Source organism: Paenibacillus silvestris, assembly GCF_009882985.1.
GTDB classification, from domain to species: Bacteria; Bacillota; Bacilli; order Paenibacillales; family NBRC-103111; genus Paenibacillus_E; species Paenibacillus_E silvestris.
Map to the genome: position 1 here is coordinate 1 of NZ_WTUZ01000037.1, position 18181 is coordinate 18181.

Annotated in this window: 22 protein-coding genes and 1 other annotated feature; of the genes, 2 read left to right on the forward strand and 20 right to left on the reverse strand. The window is 46.9% G+C overall.

Annotated elements, in window-relative coordinates; genetic code table 11:
- On the forward strand, window positions 1-94 hold a 94-nt coding region (locus tag GQF01_RS27795; RefSeq protein WP_161410210.1), incomplete at its 5' end, for an IS3 family transposase.
- A 56-nt stretch (window positions 95-150) separates the two neighbouring features.
- Here the strand turns inward: GQF01_RS27795 and GQF01_RS27800 are convergent.
- From GQF01_RS27800 to GQF01_RS27895, 20 genes are all read right to left on the reverse strand, one after another.
- The gene (locus tag GQF01_RS27800; protein ID WP_161410211.1) at window positions 151-1170 is read right to left on the reverse strand and encodes a C40 family peptidase; all 1020 of its coding nucleotides are present in this window, start codon (window positions 1168-1170) and stop codon (window positions 151-153) included.
- Between the two features lie 186 nt (window positions 1171-1356).
- On the reverse strand, window positions 1357-2430 hold the full coding sequence (locus tag GQF01_RS27805; protein WP_161410212.1) for an anthranilate phosphoribosyltransferase: 1074 nt from the start codon (window positions 2428-2430) through the stop codon (window positions 1357-1359).
- A gap of 260 nt (window positions 2431-2690) precedes the next feature.
- Window positions 2691-3992: a GTPase ObgE gene (gene obgE / locus GQF01_RS27810; RefSeq protein ID WP_161410213.1), complete on the reverse strand. Its 1302-nt coding sequence runs from the start codon at window positions 3990-3992 to the stop codon at window positions 2691-2693.
- 54 nt (window positions 3993-4046) lie between these two features.
- A complete protein-coding gene (locus GQF01_RS27815; protein WP_161410214.1) occupies window positions 4047-4802 on the reverse strand; it encodes a Spo0B domain-containing protein in 756 nt (251 codons plus the stop codon).
- 189 nt (window positions 4803-4991) lie between these two features.
- Entirely contained in the window at window positions 4992-5303 is a 312-nt protein-coding gene (gene rpmA, locus GQF01_RS27820; protein WP_145661470.1) for a 50S ribosomal protein L27, read from the reverse strand.
- Window positions 5304-5307: 4 nt separating this feature from the next.
- Window positions 5308-5661 carry a ribosomal-processing cysteine protease Prp gene (locus tag GQF01_RS27825; protein WP_161410215.1) on the reverse strand — a complete coding sequence of 118 codons (354 nt, stop codon included), beginning with the start codon at window positions 5659-5661 and terminating at the stop codon, window positions 5308-5310.
- An 11-nt stretch (window positions 5662-5672) separates the two neighbouring features.
- Window positions 5673-5984 carry a 50S ribosomal protein L21 gene (gene rplU / locus GQF01_RS27830; RefSeq protein WP_127455312.1) on the reverse strand — a complete coding sequence of 104 codons (312 nt, stop codon included), beginning with the start codon at window positions 5982-5984 and terminating at the stop codon, window positions 5673-5675.
- Window positions 5985-5996: 12 nt separating this feature from the next.
- Window positions 5997-6087 (reverse strand) — a sequence feature (ribosomal protein L21 leader region).
- A 53-nt stretch (window positions 6088-6140) separates the two neighbouring features.
- The gene (locus GQF01_RS27835; RefSeq protein ID WP_161410216.1) at window positions 6141-7304 is read right to left on the reverse strand and encodes an Rne/Rng family ribonuclease; all 1164 of its coding nucleotides are present in this window, start codon (window positions 7302-7304) and stop codon (window positions 6141-6143) included.
- Between the two features lie 23 nt (window positions 7305-7327).
- Window positions 7328-8203 (reverse strand): M50 family metallopeptidase, encoded by an 876-nt coding sequence (locus GQF01_RS27840; RefSeq protein ID WP_161410217.1) that lies wholly within the window; start codon window positions 8201-8203, stop codon window positions 7328-7330.
- Window positions 8196-9095, reverse strand: coding sequence for a M23 family metallopeptidase (locus GQF01_RS27845; RefSeq protein ID WP_161410218.1), 900 nt, complete (start codon window positions 9093-9095; stop codon window positions 8196-8198). Before GQF01_RS27845 ends, GQF01_RS27840 begins: the two co-directional genes overlap by 8 nt.
- Window positions 9096-9271: 176 nt before the next feature.
- Entirely contained in the window at window positions 9272-10420 is a 1149-nt protein-coding gene (locus GQF01_RS27850) for an FtsW/RodA/SpoVE family cell cycle protein (protein WP_161410219.1), read from the reverse strand.
- Between the two features lie 7 nt (window positions 10421-10427).
- Window positions 10428-11222, reverse strand: a complete 795-nt coding sequence (gene minD, locus GQF01_RS27855) for a septum site-determining protein MinD (protein ID WP_161410220.1) — start codon at window positions 11220-11222, stop codon at window positions 10428-10430.
- Window positions 11223-11264: 42 nt separating this feature from the next.
- Entirely contained in the window at window positions 11265-11924 is a 660-nt protein-coding gene (gene minC / locus GQF01_RS27860) for a septum site-determining protein MinC (protein ID WP_161410221.1), read from the reverse strand.
- Between the two features lie 72 nt (window positions 11925-11996).
- Window positions 11997-12524 (reverse strand): rod shape-determining protein MreD, encoded by a 528-nt coding sequence (gene mreD, locus GQF01_RS27865; RefSeq protein WP_161410222.1) that lies wholly within the window; start codon window positions 12522-12524, stop codon window positions 11997-11999.
- A 13-nt stretch (window positions 12525-12537) separates the two neighbouring features.
- Entirely contained in the window at window positions 12538-13389 is an 852-nt protein-coding gene (gene mreC / locus GQF01_RS27870; RefSeq protein WP_161410223.1) for a rod shape-determining protein MreC, read from the reverse strand.
- A 44-nt stretch (window positions 13390-13433) separates the two neighbouring features.
- On the reverse strand, window positions 13434-14468 hold the full coding sequence (locus GQF01_RS27875) for a rod shape-determining protein (protein ID WP_161410224.1): 1035 nt from the start codon (window positions 14466-14468) through the stop codon (window positions 13434-13436).
- Window positions 14469-14503: 35 nt separating this feature from the next.
- Window positions 14504-15193, reverse strand: coding sequence for a RadC family protein (radC, locus tag GQF01_RS27880; RefSeq protein ID WP_161410352.1), 690 nt, complete (start codon window positions 15191-15193; stop codon window positions 14504-14506).
- Window positions 15194-15312: 119 nt separating this feature from the next.
- A complete protein-coding gene (locus GQF01_RS27885) occupies window positions 15313-15765 on the reverse strand; it encodes an RrF2 family transcriptional regulator (protein WP_161410225.1) in 453 nt (150 codons plus the stop codon).
- 98 nt (window positions 15766-15863) lie between these two features.
- The gene (locus GQF01_RS27890) at window positions 15864-16472 is read right to left on the reverse strand and encodes a Maf family protein (RefSeq protein WP_161410226.1); all 609 of its coding nucleotides are present in this window, start codon (window positions 16470-16472) and stop codon (window positions 15864-15866) included.
- Between the two features lie 50 nt (window positions 16473-16522).
- Window positions 16523-16765 (reverse strand): DUF4321 domain-containing protein, encoded by a 243-nt coding sequence (locus tag GQF01_RS27895; protein ID WP_161410227.1) that lies wholly within the window; start codon window positions 16763-16765, stop codon window positions 16523-16525.
- 146 nt (window positions 16766-16911) lie between these two features.
- Here GQF01_RS27895 and GQF01_RS27900 point away from each other — a divergent pair, with 146 nt between their 5' ends.
- Window positions 16912-18150: an N-acetylmuramoyl-L-alanine amidase gene (locus tag GQF01_RS27900; RefSeq protein ID WP_161410228.1), complete on the forward strand. Its 1239-nt coding sequence runs from the start codon at window positions 16912-16914 to the stop codon at window positions 18148-18150.
- Window positions 18151-18181: the final 31 nt, after the last annotated feature.

Here is an 18181-nt window from a genome sequence, read left to right on the forward strand (position 1 = left end):
ATACATAGATTATTACAATCACAAACGTATCAAATCAAAACTAAAAGGCATGAGCCCGGTACAGTACCGAGCTCATGCCCAACAGGTTGCATAAAACATTTGTCTAACTTTAAGGGGTCACTTCATTTCTCGAAGTCTGCTTTTTGGTCTTTAAAGGGCACTTCCGCCATATAAGAAACGGTACTCCCAGTGACGGTTTTCAAAGGAATCAATGCGAACTCCGCCGCTTTCCTTGGAATATGTCGATAAAATCTGGCCATTGCCTAGATAAATGGCCACGTGTGAGATCGTTTGAGTCGCTTTATTGATACCGCTGTAGTTCGACTTGCTTGTCCCTTTGTAGTCCATGAAAAACATGAGATCACCAGGTTTCAAGTCATGCCAATCGGTTTTGGCATTCCCCTTTGACTTCACATAACTCCCTTGTCCTCTGGAGTCGCTTGGCAGCTTCAAGCCAATCCCATCCAAGAAGGCTTGACGAACGAAGTCAGAACAGTCAAACGTGCTGGTATTATCACGACTAGAGCCATATTCATAAGGCGTTCCTAAATATTTTTTACCAGCGGCAATGACTTTTTGCGCTTGTTCGCTAGCTGATCCACCACTTGTACCACCGTTATTGTTCGAATCTCCCGGCGATGTCACGCCTGAAGTTTTTATGTATTTGGAATCCGTGCTGATATAACCTTCCTGACCATCGGATGTTTTTACTTTGTACCAATAACTGTTCACTTTGGACAGGATGGTCACTTTCTCGCCTGCCTTCAAGTAACGAATACGTGCAGCATCCGTACTTGCACCCTGGCGTAAACTGACGGAGCTTACGATTTGTCCAGTTGACGTTGAACCGCTGTTATTGTTCGAATCTCCTGGCGATGTTTCACCTGAAGTTGTTATGTATTTGGAATCTGTGCTGATATAACCTTCCCGACCATCGGATGCTCTTACTTTGTACCACCAATTGTTCACTTTGGACAAGATGGTCACTTTCTCGCCTGGTTTTAAATAACGAATACGTGCGGCATCCACATCTGCACCTTGACGTAAACTGACGGAACTTATAATCTGCCCGGTTGAAGTAGCAGCCGAAGCCTCCTTGGGTAACGGGACGGTAATTGCGCCAAAAATAAGTGCTGGAACCAGCGCTAGGGTGAGTATTTGTTTCTTCATGTTGTATGCCTCCATAGCGTTCTGCTTTTCACATAGTGCACCGACTTTCGTGATCTTGCTTATGCCAGGCTATCCGGCACCGAAAGGCACTGCCTGTTATATCATTTCGCATCGAGAGACATGTTTCAGAGGGTACTAACAAAAAAAGACCATCTTTGCCAGATAACAGCAGGCAGGATGGCCTTTCTAACCAATTTTTGCAGAAGAATCATTGTGAGGATAATCTTGTAATGTAAAGCGGTGACTCTGATCTACCCATTTTTGCATCACTTTCTGAGCCTCTCTCCTTTGCAGTAAGGACTCCGCTAATTGAAAGCCTTCTTCATAGCTTCCCACTTTATCGAACCACGTCAACCGCAGTCCCGCATTAAAAATGACATGATCACGCTCCCGCTTTAGCTCCTCCGAATTCTCACCGCCGATAATACGACGCAGCGATGAAAGCTGTTCTGCCTTGTCCATGGGCTGCAAGGGTCCGCTCAAAAAGCCGAATTTCTGCGGTTCCACCACGCGCGACTCGTCTCCCCAAGGGGTGACAATGCGGATTATGCTATTTTGGTAAATAGGCAAATCCTCAGAACCTTCGATACCGTTCACCAAATAGATACTTTGTACGCCGGATCTCATAGAAATGGGAATGAGCGACTCCATCGTTTTCCGCTGATTGACGCCGATAATCATGTTCATGGAATGTACAGGATTCATCACTTTCTCAATCATATCGATAACTGTGCGCAGCCCAATCTGCTCACGAACCTGCTTCAGCCTCCCAAGCGGCGGACAGAGTTGATCGGTATGCAGGAAGCCTATGTGCAAGTGAAACAGCATGGTCTCCCATGCTTTTGCTGATAAATCCATGGCAACGCCGAAGCTTTCCAAAATTTCTTGCATAGCTGTACCCTGTTTGGAAGGGATGGAATCGCCTCCGTGCAGCACTTGAGAGAAACCCACCGAGGCGAGCAAGAGACTAACCGGTAGTGTAATAGGAAAAAATTGCCGACCTTCCGTAGGGCCTGCACAATTGAGCGAATCCGCAAATGCATGATAATTTAAAGAGTAGCTGCGGAAAACGTCAATAAATGCCCTCATCTCTTCATCAGCTTCACCTTTCATGCAAAGCGCCATCAAAAAAGCGGCACATTGCGCGTCTGTAGAGTCTCCTTTAGCCATCTCATGCGCTGCTTCCAGAGCTTCTTCGTATGTTAGATCACGGGTGTTCCCCTGCTGGCCCGAGCCAATAGCTTGAATCCATCTTTTCATCGTTCATCCTCCTTTCTTATTGAACTCCGGTCATTTAATTAATGTTATATTTAATAACATCATAAGCATTTGTATAGAGAAATCGTAATACTTTCCAGTTTATATGTCAAGTATTATGACATTAATCGGGACTCCCATGATGGTACATGGTAGTTACTTCCTATTACACAAGCCATATTGACATCAAAGCTTACCTGACTTTTCATAAGGATGCCTTTAAACAACAAAAAAACACCCATCCCAAAGGATGAGTGCTCCCATTAACTCTTTTCATCAAATTCGAAATCAAAATCACCAATCTGAATCGTCTGCCCGTGCACAGCACCGCGGCTGCGCAAATCTTGATCAATCCCCATGTTACGCAAAATGCGAGCAAATCGCGCGACGCCATCCTGTGTGCTGAAGTTCGTACGTTTGATCAGCTTCTCAATCGAAGGACTTTCGATGACGAAGACATCATTTACACGGCGAATCGTGTAATCATTCTCTTCTTGCTTCTCGAAGCGATACACTTTACGCTCTTCTTGCCCGGCTACGCCTTCCACTTCAGGGGCATGCGGAATGCTCTCAACAATGTCAGAAATCTTATAGAGAAGCTCCTGCACACCGCCACGGGTTAACGCGGAGATGGGATACACTTCGAGCTCTCTGCCACTTTCGGCAAGCTGCTCTTTGAACAAGGCAAGGTTATCCTCGGACTCCGGCATGTCCATTTTATTAGCAACAACGATTTGTGGGCGCTGCTCCAATTTGGCGTTATATAGCTTGATTTCCTCATTAATCATCAGGAAATCTTGATAAGGATCGCGTCCGTCTGCTGCGGACATGTCCACAACATGCACGATAACTCGCGTCCGTTCAACGTGTCGTAGAAACTCATGACCAAGACCCACGCCTTCGTGTGCGCCTTCGATCAAACCAGGAAGGTCCGCCATGACGAAGCTGCGTCCGTCACCAACATCGACAACCCCAAGATTCGGGGTAAGGGTTGTAAAGTGGTACGCTGCGATTTTGGGCTTTGCCGCAGAGACAACCGATAGCAGCGTAGATTTCCCTACGCTAGGGAAGCCGACTAAGCCGACGTCAGCCATCACTTTCATCTCCAGCACAACCCAGCGCTCTACACCTTCTTCACCGTTCTCGGCAATCTCTGGCGCTGTGATGCGCTGTGTGACGAAACGCGTGTTGCCACGTCCGCCGCGGCCGCCTTTGGCAATAACAACTTCCTGGCCGTGACGCGTTAAGTCTGCGATGATTTCTTGCGTATCATCGTCAATCACGGTCGTGCCTGGCGGAATACGAACGATCATGTCCTCCGCGTTAGCGCCGTGCATGGACTTATTGCGACCCTTTTCACCGCGTTCAGCCTTAAAGTGCTTCTGATAGCGGAAATCCATGAGCGTACGCAAACCCTCGTCGACGCGAAAAATCACATCGCCGCCGTTGCCTCCGTCACCACCGGCTGGACCGCCTTCCGGTACATATTTCTCGCGCCGGAACGCAACCAAACCATCGCCGCCGTCGCCGCCTTTTACAAATACCTTCGCTTTATCTACAAACATTTCTACACCTCAACTAAGATGAGACTTCGGTCTCTACAGTCCAAAATCCCTCTGTTATGTAAGAAACGGCAGTCGTACTGTAATAACCGCTTCTTCCTCTTGCCAATCGCTATCCTCGAGTGACGATGAATGCGCATGAGAGCGCAACATCTCCTTCACTGCGTTTTCTAGCTGGTCCTTCTGATACGGACCTTGATATACGAAATCAAGCAGTAAGCCATCTTCTTGAAGCTCGAATTCCAAGCTTAGTTTGCCGCTCTCATCGTCACCTGTTGCCGCATGCGCTTGCACGCATTCAGCTGTTTGCTTAACCAATCTTTCAATCAGCCCGCTTCGCAAAGGAAGCTGTCCCAAGTTGATCTCTTCATCTAAGGCAACTTCGAGTTCCAAGGACTTAGACTGGACTCGAAACAACAGCAAGTAAGCAATTAAAGAGGGGATACCCAGCTTGGAGAGATTGCTTTCCTGCTGCATAGTCATTTTTATTTTTTCCATATAAGGCTGCAAATTATCAAACTTCTTCAACTGAATATAACCAAATAAAATCTGGGTATCGTTCATCCAATCATGACGCAATCTGTTGATGACCTGAATCAAATTTTTCTGAGCGAGCTCTTCCTGCTTCTGAAGCTCCTGGTTCCGTTTCTCTTGAACGATGCTTTCCTGCAATTTAAAAGCCGTGTAACCGCAAATGACGATGATTAGGAGTAATGCCACCCTCACAATCCAGGGGTCAACAAATAACATTCCCGTTAATCCAATGAGCACAAGTGCCAATAAATAAACCTGTGCGCTGCTCACTCGTTTCATTCCTCGTCCGCTCCGTTCTCCCTGCTTTCTAGCCGTTTATCCAGTATAGCATGGCCATCTTGCAAACGTCACCAAACAAATGAGAAAACCTCTGCCCTTGGCCATCCCACAATGAGTGACCACGTTTAGAGGTTTGCTTCATATTAGGAAAAAATCCCTGACGGGCTTATCGCTCGCCAGGGATTCTCATTACGCTTCTAGAGCTGCAGCCACAGGAGCTACATCAACTGGGTATACACTCACTTTTTTGCGATCGCGGCCAAAACGCTCGAATTTCACTACGCCTTGTACCAAAGCGAAAAGTGTATCATCCGAACCAATACCTACGTTCGTTCCTGGGTGAATTTTCGTACCGCGTTGGCGATAGAGAATGCTTCCTGCAGTAACGGTTTGACCGTCTGCACGTTTAGCGCCAAGGCGCTTAGAGTGGGAGTCACGTCCGTTCTTCGTGGAACCTACACCCTTCTTGGAAGCGAAAAACTGAAGATCCAATTTCAACATGATGTTATCCTCCTTTGTTATAGATTGTTTTAATCGTTATATAGTCACCGTAATTGTCTGCAATAGTTTGTAGCATGACGACCATCGACTCCAGAATCACTTGGATCTGGCTCCATTTCTCAGGTACAGTTCGAGCGCTATCTGGTATCGTAATATCCATAAAGCCTCGTTCCATCTCGTGAATTGGAATGACACCCGTTAAGGTTTCAATCGAATTATATGTACCGAACGTAACCGCCGATACTGCAGCACAGACTAAGTCTTTGCCTGGTACGTCAAATTCAGCATGGCCTTCCACTACAAAAGATACAATTTGAGGTGAATCCGGTACTAGACGCTTTATGGTCACGTAGATCATAAGCTCGCCTCTTACGCTTGGATTTTCTCAACTACAACTCTTGTGTATGGTTGACGATGACCTTGCTTTTTGTGGTAGTTCTTTTTCGGTTTGTACTTATACACGATAACTTTCGCGCCTTTGCCGTGTTTCTCCACTTTCGCGGAAACTGCAGCACCGGATACCAATGGAGCACCTACAACTACGCCGCTCTCTTTGGATACCATAAGCACACGATCAAAAGAAACAACTTCACCTTCAGCTGCGTTCAATTTCTCGATGTAAAGAACATCGCCCTCTTGAACTTTGTACTGTTTACCACCAGTTTCAATAATTGCGTACATTTTCATGACCTCCTCATGTCTCAGACTCGCCTTGTCCAGGTGACGGTCTGGATGAATATCCAAATACCGTACTTCAACCCGTTTCGCGCGGTTACAGCATGCCTAAACAACACACTCCGAGTATTATATCACAGAAACATTTTGATATGCAATGTTTTATTTGCGTTTTCGCGTCATTTCCAGTAGGCCAAGCTTCGTCCATCCAACGATTATTGTTTTGGAACGATCCTTACGCACGGCCTGGGTAATGTTCTCCATAACCGCCGCACGGTTTACTTCCGAAATCATATCAATAAAATCAACGATTATAATGCCTCTAATATTCCGCAGGCGCAAAAGCCTTGGAATCTCACTCGCTGCTTCCCGATTAATATCTGTGACCGTCTGCTCCAAATTAATGGATCCGGTATATCTGCCTGTATTTACATCAATAACGGTCAACGCTTCGGTCTGATCAATGATCAAGTATCCGCCGCTTGGCAGCCAAATCTTCCGTCTAAAACTTACATTCAGCTCTTCCGTTACGCCAAACTGATCGAACAGCGGAGTCTTCCGGTCGTAGAAGGCGATTCGCCCTCGCCAACTCGGGTGCTGCTTGCGAAGCAGTTGTCTCATCTCTTCGAACACTTTGGAATCATTGAGCCAAACTTCGTTTACTTCCGAAGTAATCACATCTCGGGCTAATCGCGGCAGCAGATCAAGATCTTGATAAAGCTGCGCCGGGGCCTCTGCTCCCTGTGCTTTGGATTGAATCATCTGCCACAATTCCCGCAAATTTTGCAAATCATCACGGATCGCTTCTTCACTTTGACCAAGCGAACCCGTACGCAGGATAACACCTTCACCTGGAAGCAAATTTCCTTCTGCTAGCTGCTTGAGGCGCTGCCTTTCGGCTTCTAAATCAATTTTACGGGAGATTGCAATGTAATCGGCGCCTGGCATGTACACAATCCAGCGGCCAGGAATAGAAACATGTGTCGTTACTCTTGCGCCTTTGGTGCCTTGCGGATCTTTGGACACTTGTACCATGAGTAGCTGGCCTACTTCAGCAAGCTCCGTTATCGAAGGTTTAATCTTAGGTTGCTTGTCCAAATGGACAGGGAGGAGATCGTCTATATAAAGAAAGGCATTTTTCGCAAGTCCAATATCGACAAATGCCGCCTGCATGCCGGGAAGTACATTGACGATGCGACCCATGTAGATGCTGCCTGCTCTTTGGGAATCAAGCGGATACTGCGAATCATACTCAACAAGGCGACCTTCTTCCAGCAATGCCGCTTGTGTAAGCTCCGGTGCGCAGTGAATTATAAGTTGCTTCATACACGTTCACCTCACCAGTTATTTTACATGAAAAGATCGGAAACTGCACTCCCCGGTTTTTTTCCATCCAAATAACCGCTGACCAGCTGCTGTTCAGGCAATATAGCTTGAATGCGTCCTGCCTCGTTGACAATGTAAATTAAATGGTATTTTTCCCTCATAAAAAGCTTCAAAGTGTCAGCCATTGTCCGATGCTTCGTGATGACGATCGGCTGAGCCAAAGTGCCGCGGCTCAATAGCACGCTTACCCGACTGCCGCGGCCAATCAGAAAGCGAAAAAAGTGATACGGCAGCTGCCGGTACGCATACCAATTTGACACTAGGAGAAAGATGCCGATCACTAATATGTTCAGCGGAAGCTGCCCGCTAATCAGCTGTAATATGGCCATTACAATGATGCCAAGACTTAAGAACATAGATATCCAAACCGAATATAGAATCGTGTTGTGGTACGACAGTAGATACCCTAATAGGGACTGCATCACTTTACCGCCATCCAGCGGCATCACCGGAAGAAGATTGAATAGCCCGATCATGAGGTTAGCTTCGATAAAATAATCCCACCAACTCGCTGTCCCAACGTCCAGCCATTTCATAAGAAGTCCCAGAGCAATCAGCCATACATGCTGCAGTGGACCGGCCAAAGAAACCACGAGCTCTTCCCAGCTCGGTACACTTCCTAACTCATCCACAACCAGCACTCCGCCGAAGGGGAGTAGTTGGACCTCCCTCACTCGCCAGCCAAAGCCGCCCGCAGCAGCCAGATGACCAAGTTCATGAACGAGTACGATACCGAATAAGGTAATGGCCTCAAGAAAATAGCCTGTAAATGCAGATCCAATTAAAATAAGCGTAAATAAAGGGTGGAACCGATAGGTCGTTCCGGCCAATTTAATCAAAGGAGATCACATCCGTCGGGTTCACAGGGCGTCCATCTCTCGTAAAAGCAACATAAAGCGTACCTTTGGCTGGATCTTTCTTGGAGGTTTTGCCGATGGGTTCGCCTACCTTCATCCAATCTCCCACTTCTACGCTAACCTCGCTTAACCCTCCGTACAGGGACTGCATTCCTCCTGGGTGACGAATGATAACCGTTGTACCTGTTTCCGTCGAAACTCCGGAGAAAACGACTTGTCCCGTGTCAAGCGCATAAACAGGCGCATACTCCGCCGTATTAAGCGTGACGCCTAGTTGGTTAGTCCCGTCGAACGGCTTGATGATACTTCCTTTTACAGGAACATAGAGGGTGCGTCTTGAAGTACTTACCTTTACAGCTTCATCGCCAACACGATTAAAACTCGGAATAAAGGAAGGCGAACCCCCGAATTGATTCGTGTACCAAGCCGATACCGCGGTGAAATCATAGGACTGCGTTAACGAGGCAGCAACGAACTGCTTGCCTTTATTCGCCCATGGCTGATTGATCTGAAACATGCCGTACAGGGAGGCGAACAGCACACCGCTAACCAATAGCTTGATCGCTATCTTGCGTGGCGAAGGCGGTGCAAACAGCCCTCTTTCTCCATCAACCGGTGAGCCGCCGCCACTAAACGTCTTGTCCATCAAGATTTTCTGCTGCCAGGCATATTCAGGATCTTCCATACGCCGTTTCCAGTCTGCATCCACATAAAGCGGCAGTTCTACATGCTGCTGATTTGGCGGCACAGGCACATGCTCCATCAGTCTAGTTGCTCTTGCTGGGCTCCCATTGACGTTCGTATTCTCAGATGCTTCGCGCAAATGGCGTAGTCGTTCTAATCGCCGTTGTTTCACTTTATCTCTGACTTCCATGGAAGCCCCTCCCAAACGTTTTCCTGTAGGAAAACAATCTTCATATCGTCGTACTAGCTAATCTCGCATAGTACAGCCTATGAGAAGAAGGACAAGATTATGTGATAATCCGCAATGAATCGCCTCCAAATGGACAGAAAAAAAAGCCCCTGACCGATGGTCAGGAACTTATCATTTTAAAACAATTCCGGTTCACGTTCTTGATGCAGCTTAACGCTCATGACCAGACCAAGTGAAAGCATATTGATCAAGAGCGAGGTCCCTCCATAGCTAACGAATGGAAGGGTAATTCCCGTTAAAGGCATAATGCCGATCATCATGCCGACATTTTCAAAAATTTGAAAGACGAACATGGAGACAACACCAACCACGATATAAGCTCCGCTAAGCTGAGTGCTTTGAATGGAGATCAGAATCATGCGGTAGATAAGCAAGAAATAGATAAGCAGCAGAACTGCTGAACCCCTAAAGCCGAATTCTTCCCCTACCACAACAAAAATAGAGTCCGAATAAGCAAAAGGTATGAAGTTACTGTGGACAGAGGTCCCCTTTAGAAAACCTTCGCCTTCGAGACCACCTGATCCGATTGCTCTAATCGCATTTTTTACTTGATAACTGTCATCTTCTGTTACATCTTGCGGATATAGATAGGTGTCGATACGGTCCATCCAATGGCTGAAGCCATACCCTTTGAGCACCTCGAACAAACTTTCGTGAAACGTCTTATAAAGGGTGAGGAGCAGGAAACCTAAGCCTGCTAAGATCACTATACTCAGTAAGACATGCGTGTATTTAATATTACCGATCCAAAGCATACCGAGCAGGATAATGACAAAAATAATCGCATTCCCCAAATCCGGCTGAATCAAAACGAGAATAAACGGCAGCAGAACAGCTGCGCATACAGGGATTAGATCGTTTTTGATTTGCAGCAAATCGCCGCCGCGTTTGGCCAGAAGTGCTGTCACGCAGATGATCAGAATCAGCTTCACAAGCTCAGCTGGCTGGAAGGTCAAGCCTCCCGGAAGCTCAAACCAACCGCGTGCGCCGTGAATTTTTTTCCCGAAAAAATAAACAGCAATCAAGGATACAATACCTATGCCATACAAAAATGGGGCAATACGGATAAGCACGCGATAATCAAAAAGGCTGCAGGCTAGAAAGGCAATTAAACCGACAGCATAGAGAATGAGAATTTTGGAAATCGAGATGACAATGGATGGATGGTCTACGGATGCACTATAGACCGTCATCGTACTGATAACCATGAAGGCGAACAAAATGACAACAATAGGAATATCGATGTTTTTCAGTTTTGCGAGCACAGCAAGATCATCCTATTCCGATAAACTTTTTCATACGTTTGACCCATCCAGTCTTGTCTTCGAGCTGCATGAGAGGCACCGTGTCGCCCAAGATCCGGCGAGCCACGTTACGATAAGCAATCGCAGCGCGGGACGATGGGTTCATCACGGTCGGCTCACCTGCGTTGGCCGCCTTAATGACATGTTCGTCATCTGGCACAATACCGAGCAGATCAATGGCTAGCACCGAGCAGATTTCGTCAATATCCAGCATCTCGCCTTTTTTCATCATCATCGGACGAATCCGGTTAATAATGAGCTTCGGCGAAGAAATTTTCTCATTCTCCAGCAATCCGATAATGCGATCCGCATCACGTACAGCAGCGTTCTCCGGGGTAGTGACAACGATTGCTTTGTCTGCGCCCGCTACCGCATTTTTGAAACCTTGCTCAATGCCTGCCGGACAGTCAATGATAACGAATTCGAAATCTTTTTTAAGCTCAAGAATAATATCTCGCACCTGCTCCGGAGATACCGCATGCTTGTCCTTCGTCTGAGCAGCAGGCAATAGATACAGCTCATCGAAGCGCTTATCTTTGATTAAGGCTTGCGGTAAACGGCAGCGTCCTTCCGCGACATCCACAAGGTCATAAATAATCCGATTCTCGAGTCCCATGACAACGTCCAAATTGCGCAGTCCAATGTCGGTGTCCACCATGCATACTTTCTTCCCTAAAAGCGCCAATGCTGTTCCAAGATTTGCTGAAGTCGTTGTTTTGCCAACGCCGCCTTTTCCCGAAGTAACAACGATTGCCTCTCCCATATGTTCTCACCCCACGCGCTATTTTCGATAACGTATATAAGTCTATAATTTAAAATTCGAATCAGGCCAGATCCGATGAAGCTGATGCAGCTTATCGATTTCCATTTTACCATCTTTCACATAAGCAAACTCCATAAAAGCCTCTTCAATTCCCCATTCATCCGGAGAACGGCTAATAATTCCAGCGATCCGAAGTTGGGTCGGACGCATATGAGAAGCAGCAATAATCGCTTTATCATCACCGTCAATCCCGGCATGCGCCATCCCGCGAAGCGAGCCCATAATATAAATGTTCCCGGTAGAGGTAATTGTTCCGCCTGGATTAACATCGCCTAAAAATAGTAAATCCCCCTCATGATGGAGGGTTTGTCCCGAACGAATCATGCCTTTAAGTGTTGACATTCTTGCAGTAGGCTCCATAACAACTTCTTTGCGGGGCTCACTTTCGATCGATTGAATGAGCAGATTGCCCTTTTGCTTAATGACAGATCTGATCTCTTCTTTCTGCTCCTCCGTTGCTTCCCTGCTGCCTAATTTAACGTGCACATGAATAATCGGTCCGGTCAGTATTTGCTGATGAGTTTTCTCCAGCTTATGCTGCAGCTCTTTCAGCAAATCTTGCCAATCGCATGCATCGTTCAGTAAAAAAACAAGGCCATCTTTGACCCCTTTTATCATCACATGGTGCTTAGCTACAGACATAATTGAATGCCGACCTCCCAACCTATACATTTCGGCTCTTGTCGTGGATTCTCCTGCTAACCGCCTGGAAAATTAATCTTCGGTATTCGCAGGTACGATCCGCTTTCCTTCAAGCAGCTTGCGAATCGGTACGTAGCAAATCAAGGCGAAAAGCAAATTAAACAGCACACTTGGGAGCATGTAATGGGTGAGAGCAAATTTCAGCTCAATGTCAATCAGCTTAAACAGGCGGTTAATGCCGTAATCGATGAACTCAAACAACAGTAGACCGACGCCCGTAATGAGCAGATTATAAAAGATGAGGTTAGGCTGCCTGCGCTGCGCCAGTCCTGCCAAGTACCCGGTAAGTCCCATCCCGAAGGAATACACGCCGAGCATCGAGCCATAATAGTTAAAATCATGCAGGAGACCGAACAAAAGCCCATAAATCAGTGCTGAATGTCGATGATGAAAAAGTCCAATGAACAAGATAAAGACCAGTGTAAAATGGGGGGTAACATGCACGCTAGCTTGCCATGCGGATGGGATCAGCCATACCACAATGGTGCCTTGCAGGATAAACAAGCCTAATAGAATGAGCCACAGATAATGTCGATTCACGTAACGGCTCACCTCATTTCACTTCCGGAACTTCGACTACGAATACTTCACGAATGCGGTTAAACGATGCTTTAGGCTTCACCATAACTTTGTAGGTGATCCCGAATTCCCCTGGCCCGATGGAAGAGATTGTCCCTACTTCAATCCCCTTAGGGAATACTTGCCCCAAGCCTGATGTAATAATCGTATCCCCGACTTTCATGTCATCCGCATGTTCCACTTTGTTCATTACGAGTTCCCCGGTATTGCTGTCGTAAGACTCAATCATGCCGAATGGTTGACTCTCATTTCCTTTTACGGTGACCGCTATCGCCTTGGAGTTGTTGTCGGAATCCGTAATCTCTTTCAACAGCTGCACATTGGAATGAAAGCCGAACACTTTACTCACTCTGCCGACTAATCCATCGACGGTCATGACCGCCATATTCTCTTTGATGCCATCCTTGTCACCCAAATTAATCGTCACCGTGCTGTTGTATGGATCGTTATCCACCGTAACAACCTCAGCAATCCGATACGTGTACACATTGGCTTGGCGCTGTCGTTCTGTAAAGCCCAGCGATTCCATCAGGCGCTTGTTCTGTGATTCCAGCTCGTTCAGACGCTGTGTATCTCGCGCATACTGTGTCAAGGTCAGTTTCAGCGTCTTATTTTCTTCATAGATGACTCGGAGCTGCCGAATGTCTTCAAAGAAACCCGCTACCTGCGCAGCGGGCTTGTAGAACAGTCCTTGCGTCCACGATACCGAGTCTTTAACAAATTTCTCCGGCCATGTCATCGGTCCCCGGTTTCCCAGCGTTAATCCCATCAATATAAAGAAGCAGACTAGCCCGAACATCAGGAAAATCAGCCTCTTGTTTCCCATGAATTTGAACAAATTGAGCACCTTCTAACGAATTCTGACGAATATTAACGCTTATAGCGCGATCCTGAACCTGATTTATTCTTAAATAAATGAATATTCTCCAAGGCGCGGCCTGTCCCAATCGCCACGCAATCAAGCGGATTCTCTGCAACTAGAACGGGCATGCCGGTTTCTCTAGCAAGCAAGCGGTCCAGGTTGCGCAATAAACCACCACCGCCGGTCAACACAATCCCGCGGTCCATAATATCCGCTGACAATTCGGGCGGACACTTCTCCAGCGTGACTTTCACCGCTTCAACAATCGCATTAACCGTATCCATCAATGATTCTGTAATCTCATCCGAGGTTACACTCATGGTCTTCGGCAGACCAGAAACAAGGTCACGTCCACGGATTTCTAGTGTCTCCGGTTGCTCCATCGGAAGTGCAGAACCGATCTCCATCTTGAGCGTCTCGGATGTACGTTCCCCAATCATCAGATTGTATGTACGTTTAATGTATTGAATGATGGCCTCGTCCATTTCATCGCCGGCAATACGGATGGAACGGCTCGTTACAATGCCTCCAAGCGAGATAACCGCTACCTCTGTGGTGCCCCCTCCGATATCAACAACCATGCTTCCTGTTGGTTCCCATACCGGAAGATCTGCACCGATCGCTGCCGCAAACGGCTCTTCAATCGTATAGGCCTCACGCGCCCCAGCTTGTTTCGTAGCGTCTTCCACCGCTCGTTTCTCAACAGCCGTGATGCCAGAAGGTACGCATACCATCACATTCGGGTGCCGTTGGAATAACCAGCGCTGTTTTTGAGCTTGTCTCAAAAAGTAGCGAATCATCGTTGCCGTTGTTTCAAAATCAGCAATAACGCCATCTTTCATGGGGCGAATCGCACGAATGTTGCCTGGTGTGCGGCCGATCATTTTTTTCGCTGCATCTCCGACAGCCTCGATTGTTTTCGTATCCGTACGTAGAGCAACCACCGATGGTTCTCTAACGATTATTCCTCTGCCTTTTACATATACCAATGTATTCGCTGTTCCTAAGTCAATCCCTAGATCTTTCGTAAAGCCTCCAAACATGGCAGTTACTCCTTTCCTATTGCCAACCTATTATATTACATAAAGCCTTCTTCCTTCAAACTTATGAATCTCTGATCACCTATGATAACATGATCCAACACTTCAATACCAATAATAGTTCCTGCTTCCACCAAACGGTGGGTTAGCTGTATATCTTCCGGACTTGGCGTGGGATCCCCACTAGGATGATTATGTACACAAACAATAGACGCGCTGCTCCTCTTTATGGCTGCACGGAAAACTTCGCGGGGGTGGACGATGGACGCGTTCAAGCTGCCCATGGAGAGTGTTTCTTGTGCAAGCACATGATTTTTCGTATTCAAAAATAAACAAACGAAATGCTCCTTCTGCAAATAACGAAGCTCCTCGCTCATTAAATTAGCGATATCCTTCGGTGAACGAATCGTAATCCGTTCTGAGAATGTACTCTTGGCAATTCGCCGCCCGAGCTCGATACCAGCCAAAATTTGCAGTGCTTTGGCATCACCAATCCCTTTTATTTGCGTAAGCTGATCTTTGCTCATGTCCACAAGGCTGCGCAAGCCCCCAGACTCGCTTAAGATCCGGCTTGCCAGACGAACCGCTGATTCCGAAACCGTTCCTGTTCGAAGAATAATCGCTAAGAGTTCGGCATGACTTAAGGCACCTGCTCCATATTGGAGCATCCTCTCTCTAGGCCTTTCCTCCGTCGGCACTTCCCGCAGCATTAAACTTGTAACTTCCATCAATTCCATCAATTCCCCTCTTTCCATCTGTAGGTTGTGTTACTTATCCGTATCCCATTCATTCGCGATAAGGGTCCCAAAACGACACAAAACCCCCGGATTATAAGATCCGAGGGCTTCTAGGATAACTGCTCATTATTCAATTCTGGGCATCCATAGGCTTTGATTCGTTCCAGCATACCACCGATGGTATATCCATCGAAGTACAATTCCATCTGCTTTTCGGCGTCAGCGAAAACGTTGCCCATCAGCTTATCCATCTTGGATGAAATGATGCACTCGTTATTCTTCTCATCGCCGGAGCACCAGCTTGGCTTCAAAGAGCCGTGACAGGTTAAGCGGTAAATTTCACCGAGTGTCACATCATCCGGATTACGGCAGAAAATGAATCCGCCCCCGATGCCTTCTTTGGTTGTAACGTAACCTGCTTTTCGCAGAAAACCCATAACTTTGCGTATACGAGCAGAGTGTGTAGATACATTCGTAGCAATTTCTTCACTGGTTGCCATATGATCAGGCAAATTTGCAAGAAATACGAGACTGTGGACGGCTATTGTAAATTCGCTGTTCATGGCCAATCCTCCCTGAAGAGTGCGATATCATGTTGCTTACTGTCATTGTAACCGTTACAGATTACACAGTCAATGTGTGAACGACTGGAAAGAAGCGATTACAGGACTTGAATATCGAAGTTCAGCAGCAAATCACTAAGCAAGGAAAGCGGTAAGCCAACAACTGTAAAATAGTCCCCTTCAATGGATTCGACGATGGTAGCGCCAATCCCTTGAATCGCGTATGAGCCGGCTTTATCCTTAGGCTCCCCTGTTGCGATATATCGACGAATTTGCTCATCTGACATAGCTTTCATCTTCACATTCGTTACACTATGCGAAACCACATGCTTCCCAGTAGCTGCGTCAATGCAAGCGACCCCGCTGTACACCTGATGCGTCGTGCCTTGCAGACCTTTCAACATCCGGAAGGAATCCTGTTCGTCTGCTGGTTTTCCAAGAACTTCATTTTGAAGAACAACGACCGTATCAGAACCAACGATAATCCCGTGCTTTTCACTGGACTCCAGCATCTCGCGAACGGTTGACGCTTTGCGAATGGAAAGAACTTCTACTAGTTCGGCAGGAGTAATTTTCCCTTCTACGGTCTCATCCGCGTCGCTCACCCGAATGATATAGGGTAGTCCAAGTCCTTGAATCAGCTCCTGCCTCCGCGGCGAGGATGAAGCAAGGATTAATCTTTGTCCATCGTTTGGTGATTTGCTCAAAAGAAACAACTCCTAGTTTATGATCATGTCCGAATAGGATTCCATGCCGATTACAGCTTGCGATACAGGAGGAAAGCCCCCACTAATCCAAGAATACTGCACAAATTTAGTCTCACCAAAAGATGCAGCTCATATTTCACAACTTGCAGATCTGCCTTTGGATCCCAAGTAATCGAGGCCGATTTGGTTAAAAAAGATAGAGCAGGAACAGGAGCCAGCAGCTGGCCGACTATAATCCCGGTTATCAATCCGATGATTAAAAATATGACTAATGTAAACGTGTTTTTTTTCATCGCTGTCATCCTCTCGTCTATGTACAAGCATTATTATACGGGCACGCTCTAATTTTTTCCATGAAAAATGTAGCCAGATGGTGATTCTTACCTGCTTACATCCTTAGCTGATCCTAGTAAGATAGATTATTGGAGGTACTTCAACTATGACTCTACTTAAAAGACTTGTTCTACTCACCTTTATACTTACGATAGCGTTTCCTTATCAAGCTTTTGCCTACAAAATCGTTCTCGACGCCGGACATGGCGGGAGCGACCCCGGTGCCTCGGGCGTGAACGGTTTGAAGGAAAAAGATGTCAACCTCGACATCACGCAAAAGCTGCGGGACGAGCTAACGAAGCGAGGTTACGAGGTCGTCATGACAAGAACCGATGACACGTATTGGTCACTCGCTGAGCGCGTAAATTTTACAGATGCCTTGCAAGCGGATCTATTCGTATCCGTCCACGCTAATGCGCATCCGAATGGCACTACCAAAGGCAGCATGGTGCTGTACTACGACAACGACTACCCCCAAGAGGATTATCCCGCAAGCGACAAGATGAAACAATTAACACCATACAGCAAAGATTTGGCCCAGCATGTATTGGATTCCTTGGTATCGGCAGCTGGCACCAAAAATTTGGGCTTGGTCCCAAGCGCGGTTTACGTAGCCAGAATGGGCAGCATTCCAAGTATTCTTGTGGAAACAGCTTTCCTAAGCCAATCCAGCGATGCAGCTTTGCTTGCGAATGATGCTATTCGAGCGAAAATGGCCGTTGGCATTGCGAACGGCATTGCGGCTTATACACCGCCTTTATTCACAGATTCCTTAGGGCATTGGGCAAGGGAATCCATTCTTCGCATGAAAAATAAAGGCATCATTGATGGCATTGCTAATCGCTATGAACCGGATCGCGCTTTGAAAAGAGCCGAATTCCTTACTTTGATGGATCGCGTATTTTCATTCGACAAACTAGAATCAGCTTGTACGCCGAGTGGAACCGTCACATCTGCGGTATACAGCTGCCAGGCGGCTGATCGCACGTACAAAGACCTGCCCGATTCCTACTGGGCAAGCCCTGTATTCGCCAAGGCGCAAAAATTAAATCTGCTTCAGGGGTATGCCGATGGAACAATTCGCCCTGAACAGCCGATCACCCGTGGCGAGGTCGCCTATCTCTTCGACCGCCTCATCCAGCTATCCACAAAAAGCGGTGGGCAAAGCCCAGCTCTTAAAGTAACATTTGACGATGTGCCAGCGAGCTTATGGAGTGCCAACGCGATTTATGCGTTGAAACAGAAAGGCATAATTAACGGCATCACGGATACTTCGTTCAAACCGGAGCAAACGATGACGCGCGCAGAGATTGCTGCCCTATTAGATCGTTATTACACAAAATAAAAAGCAGTGTGTTTTCAAAAGCTCAGATGAG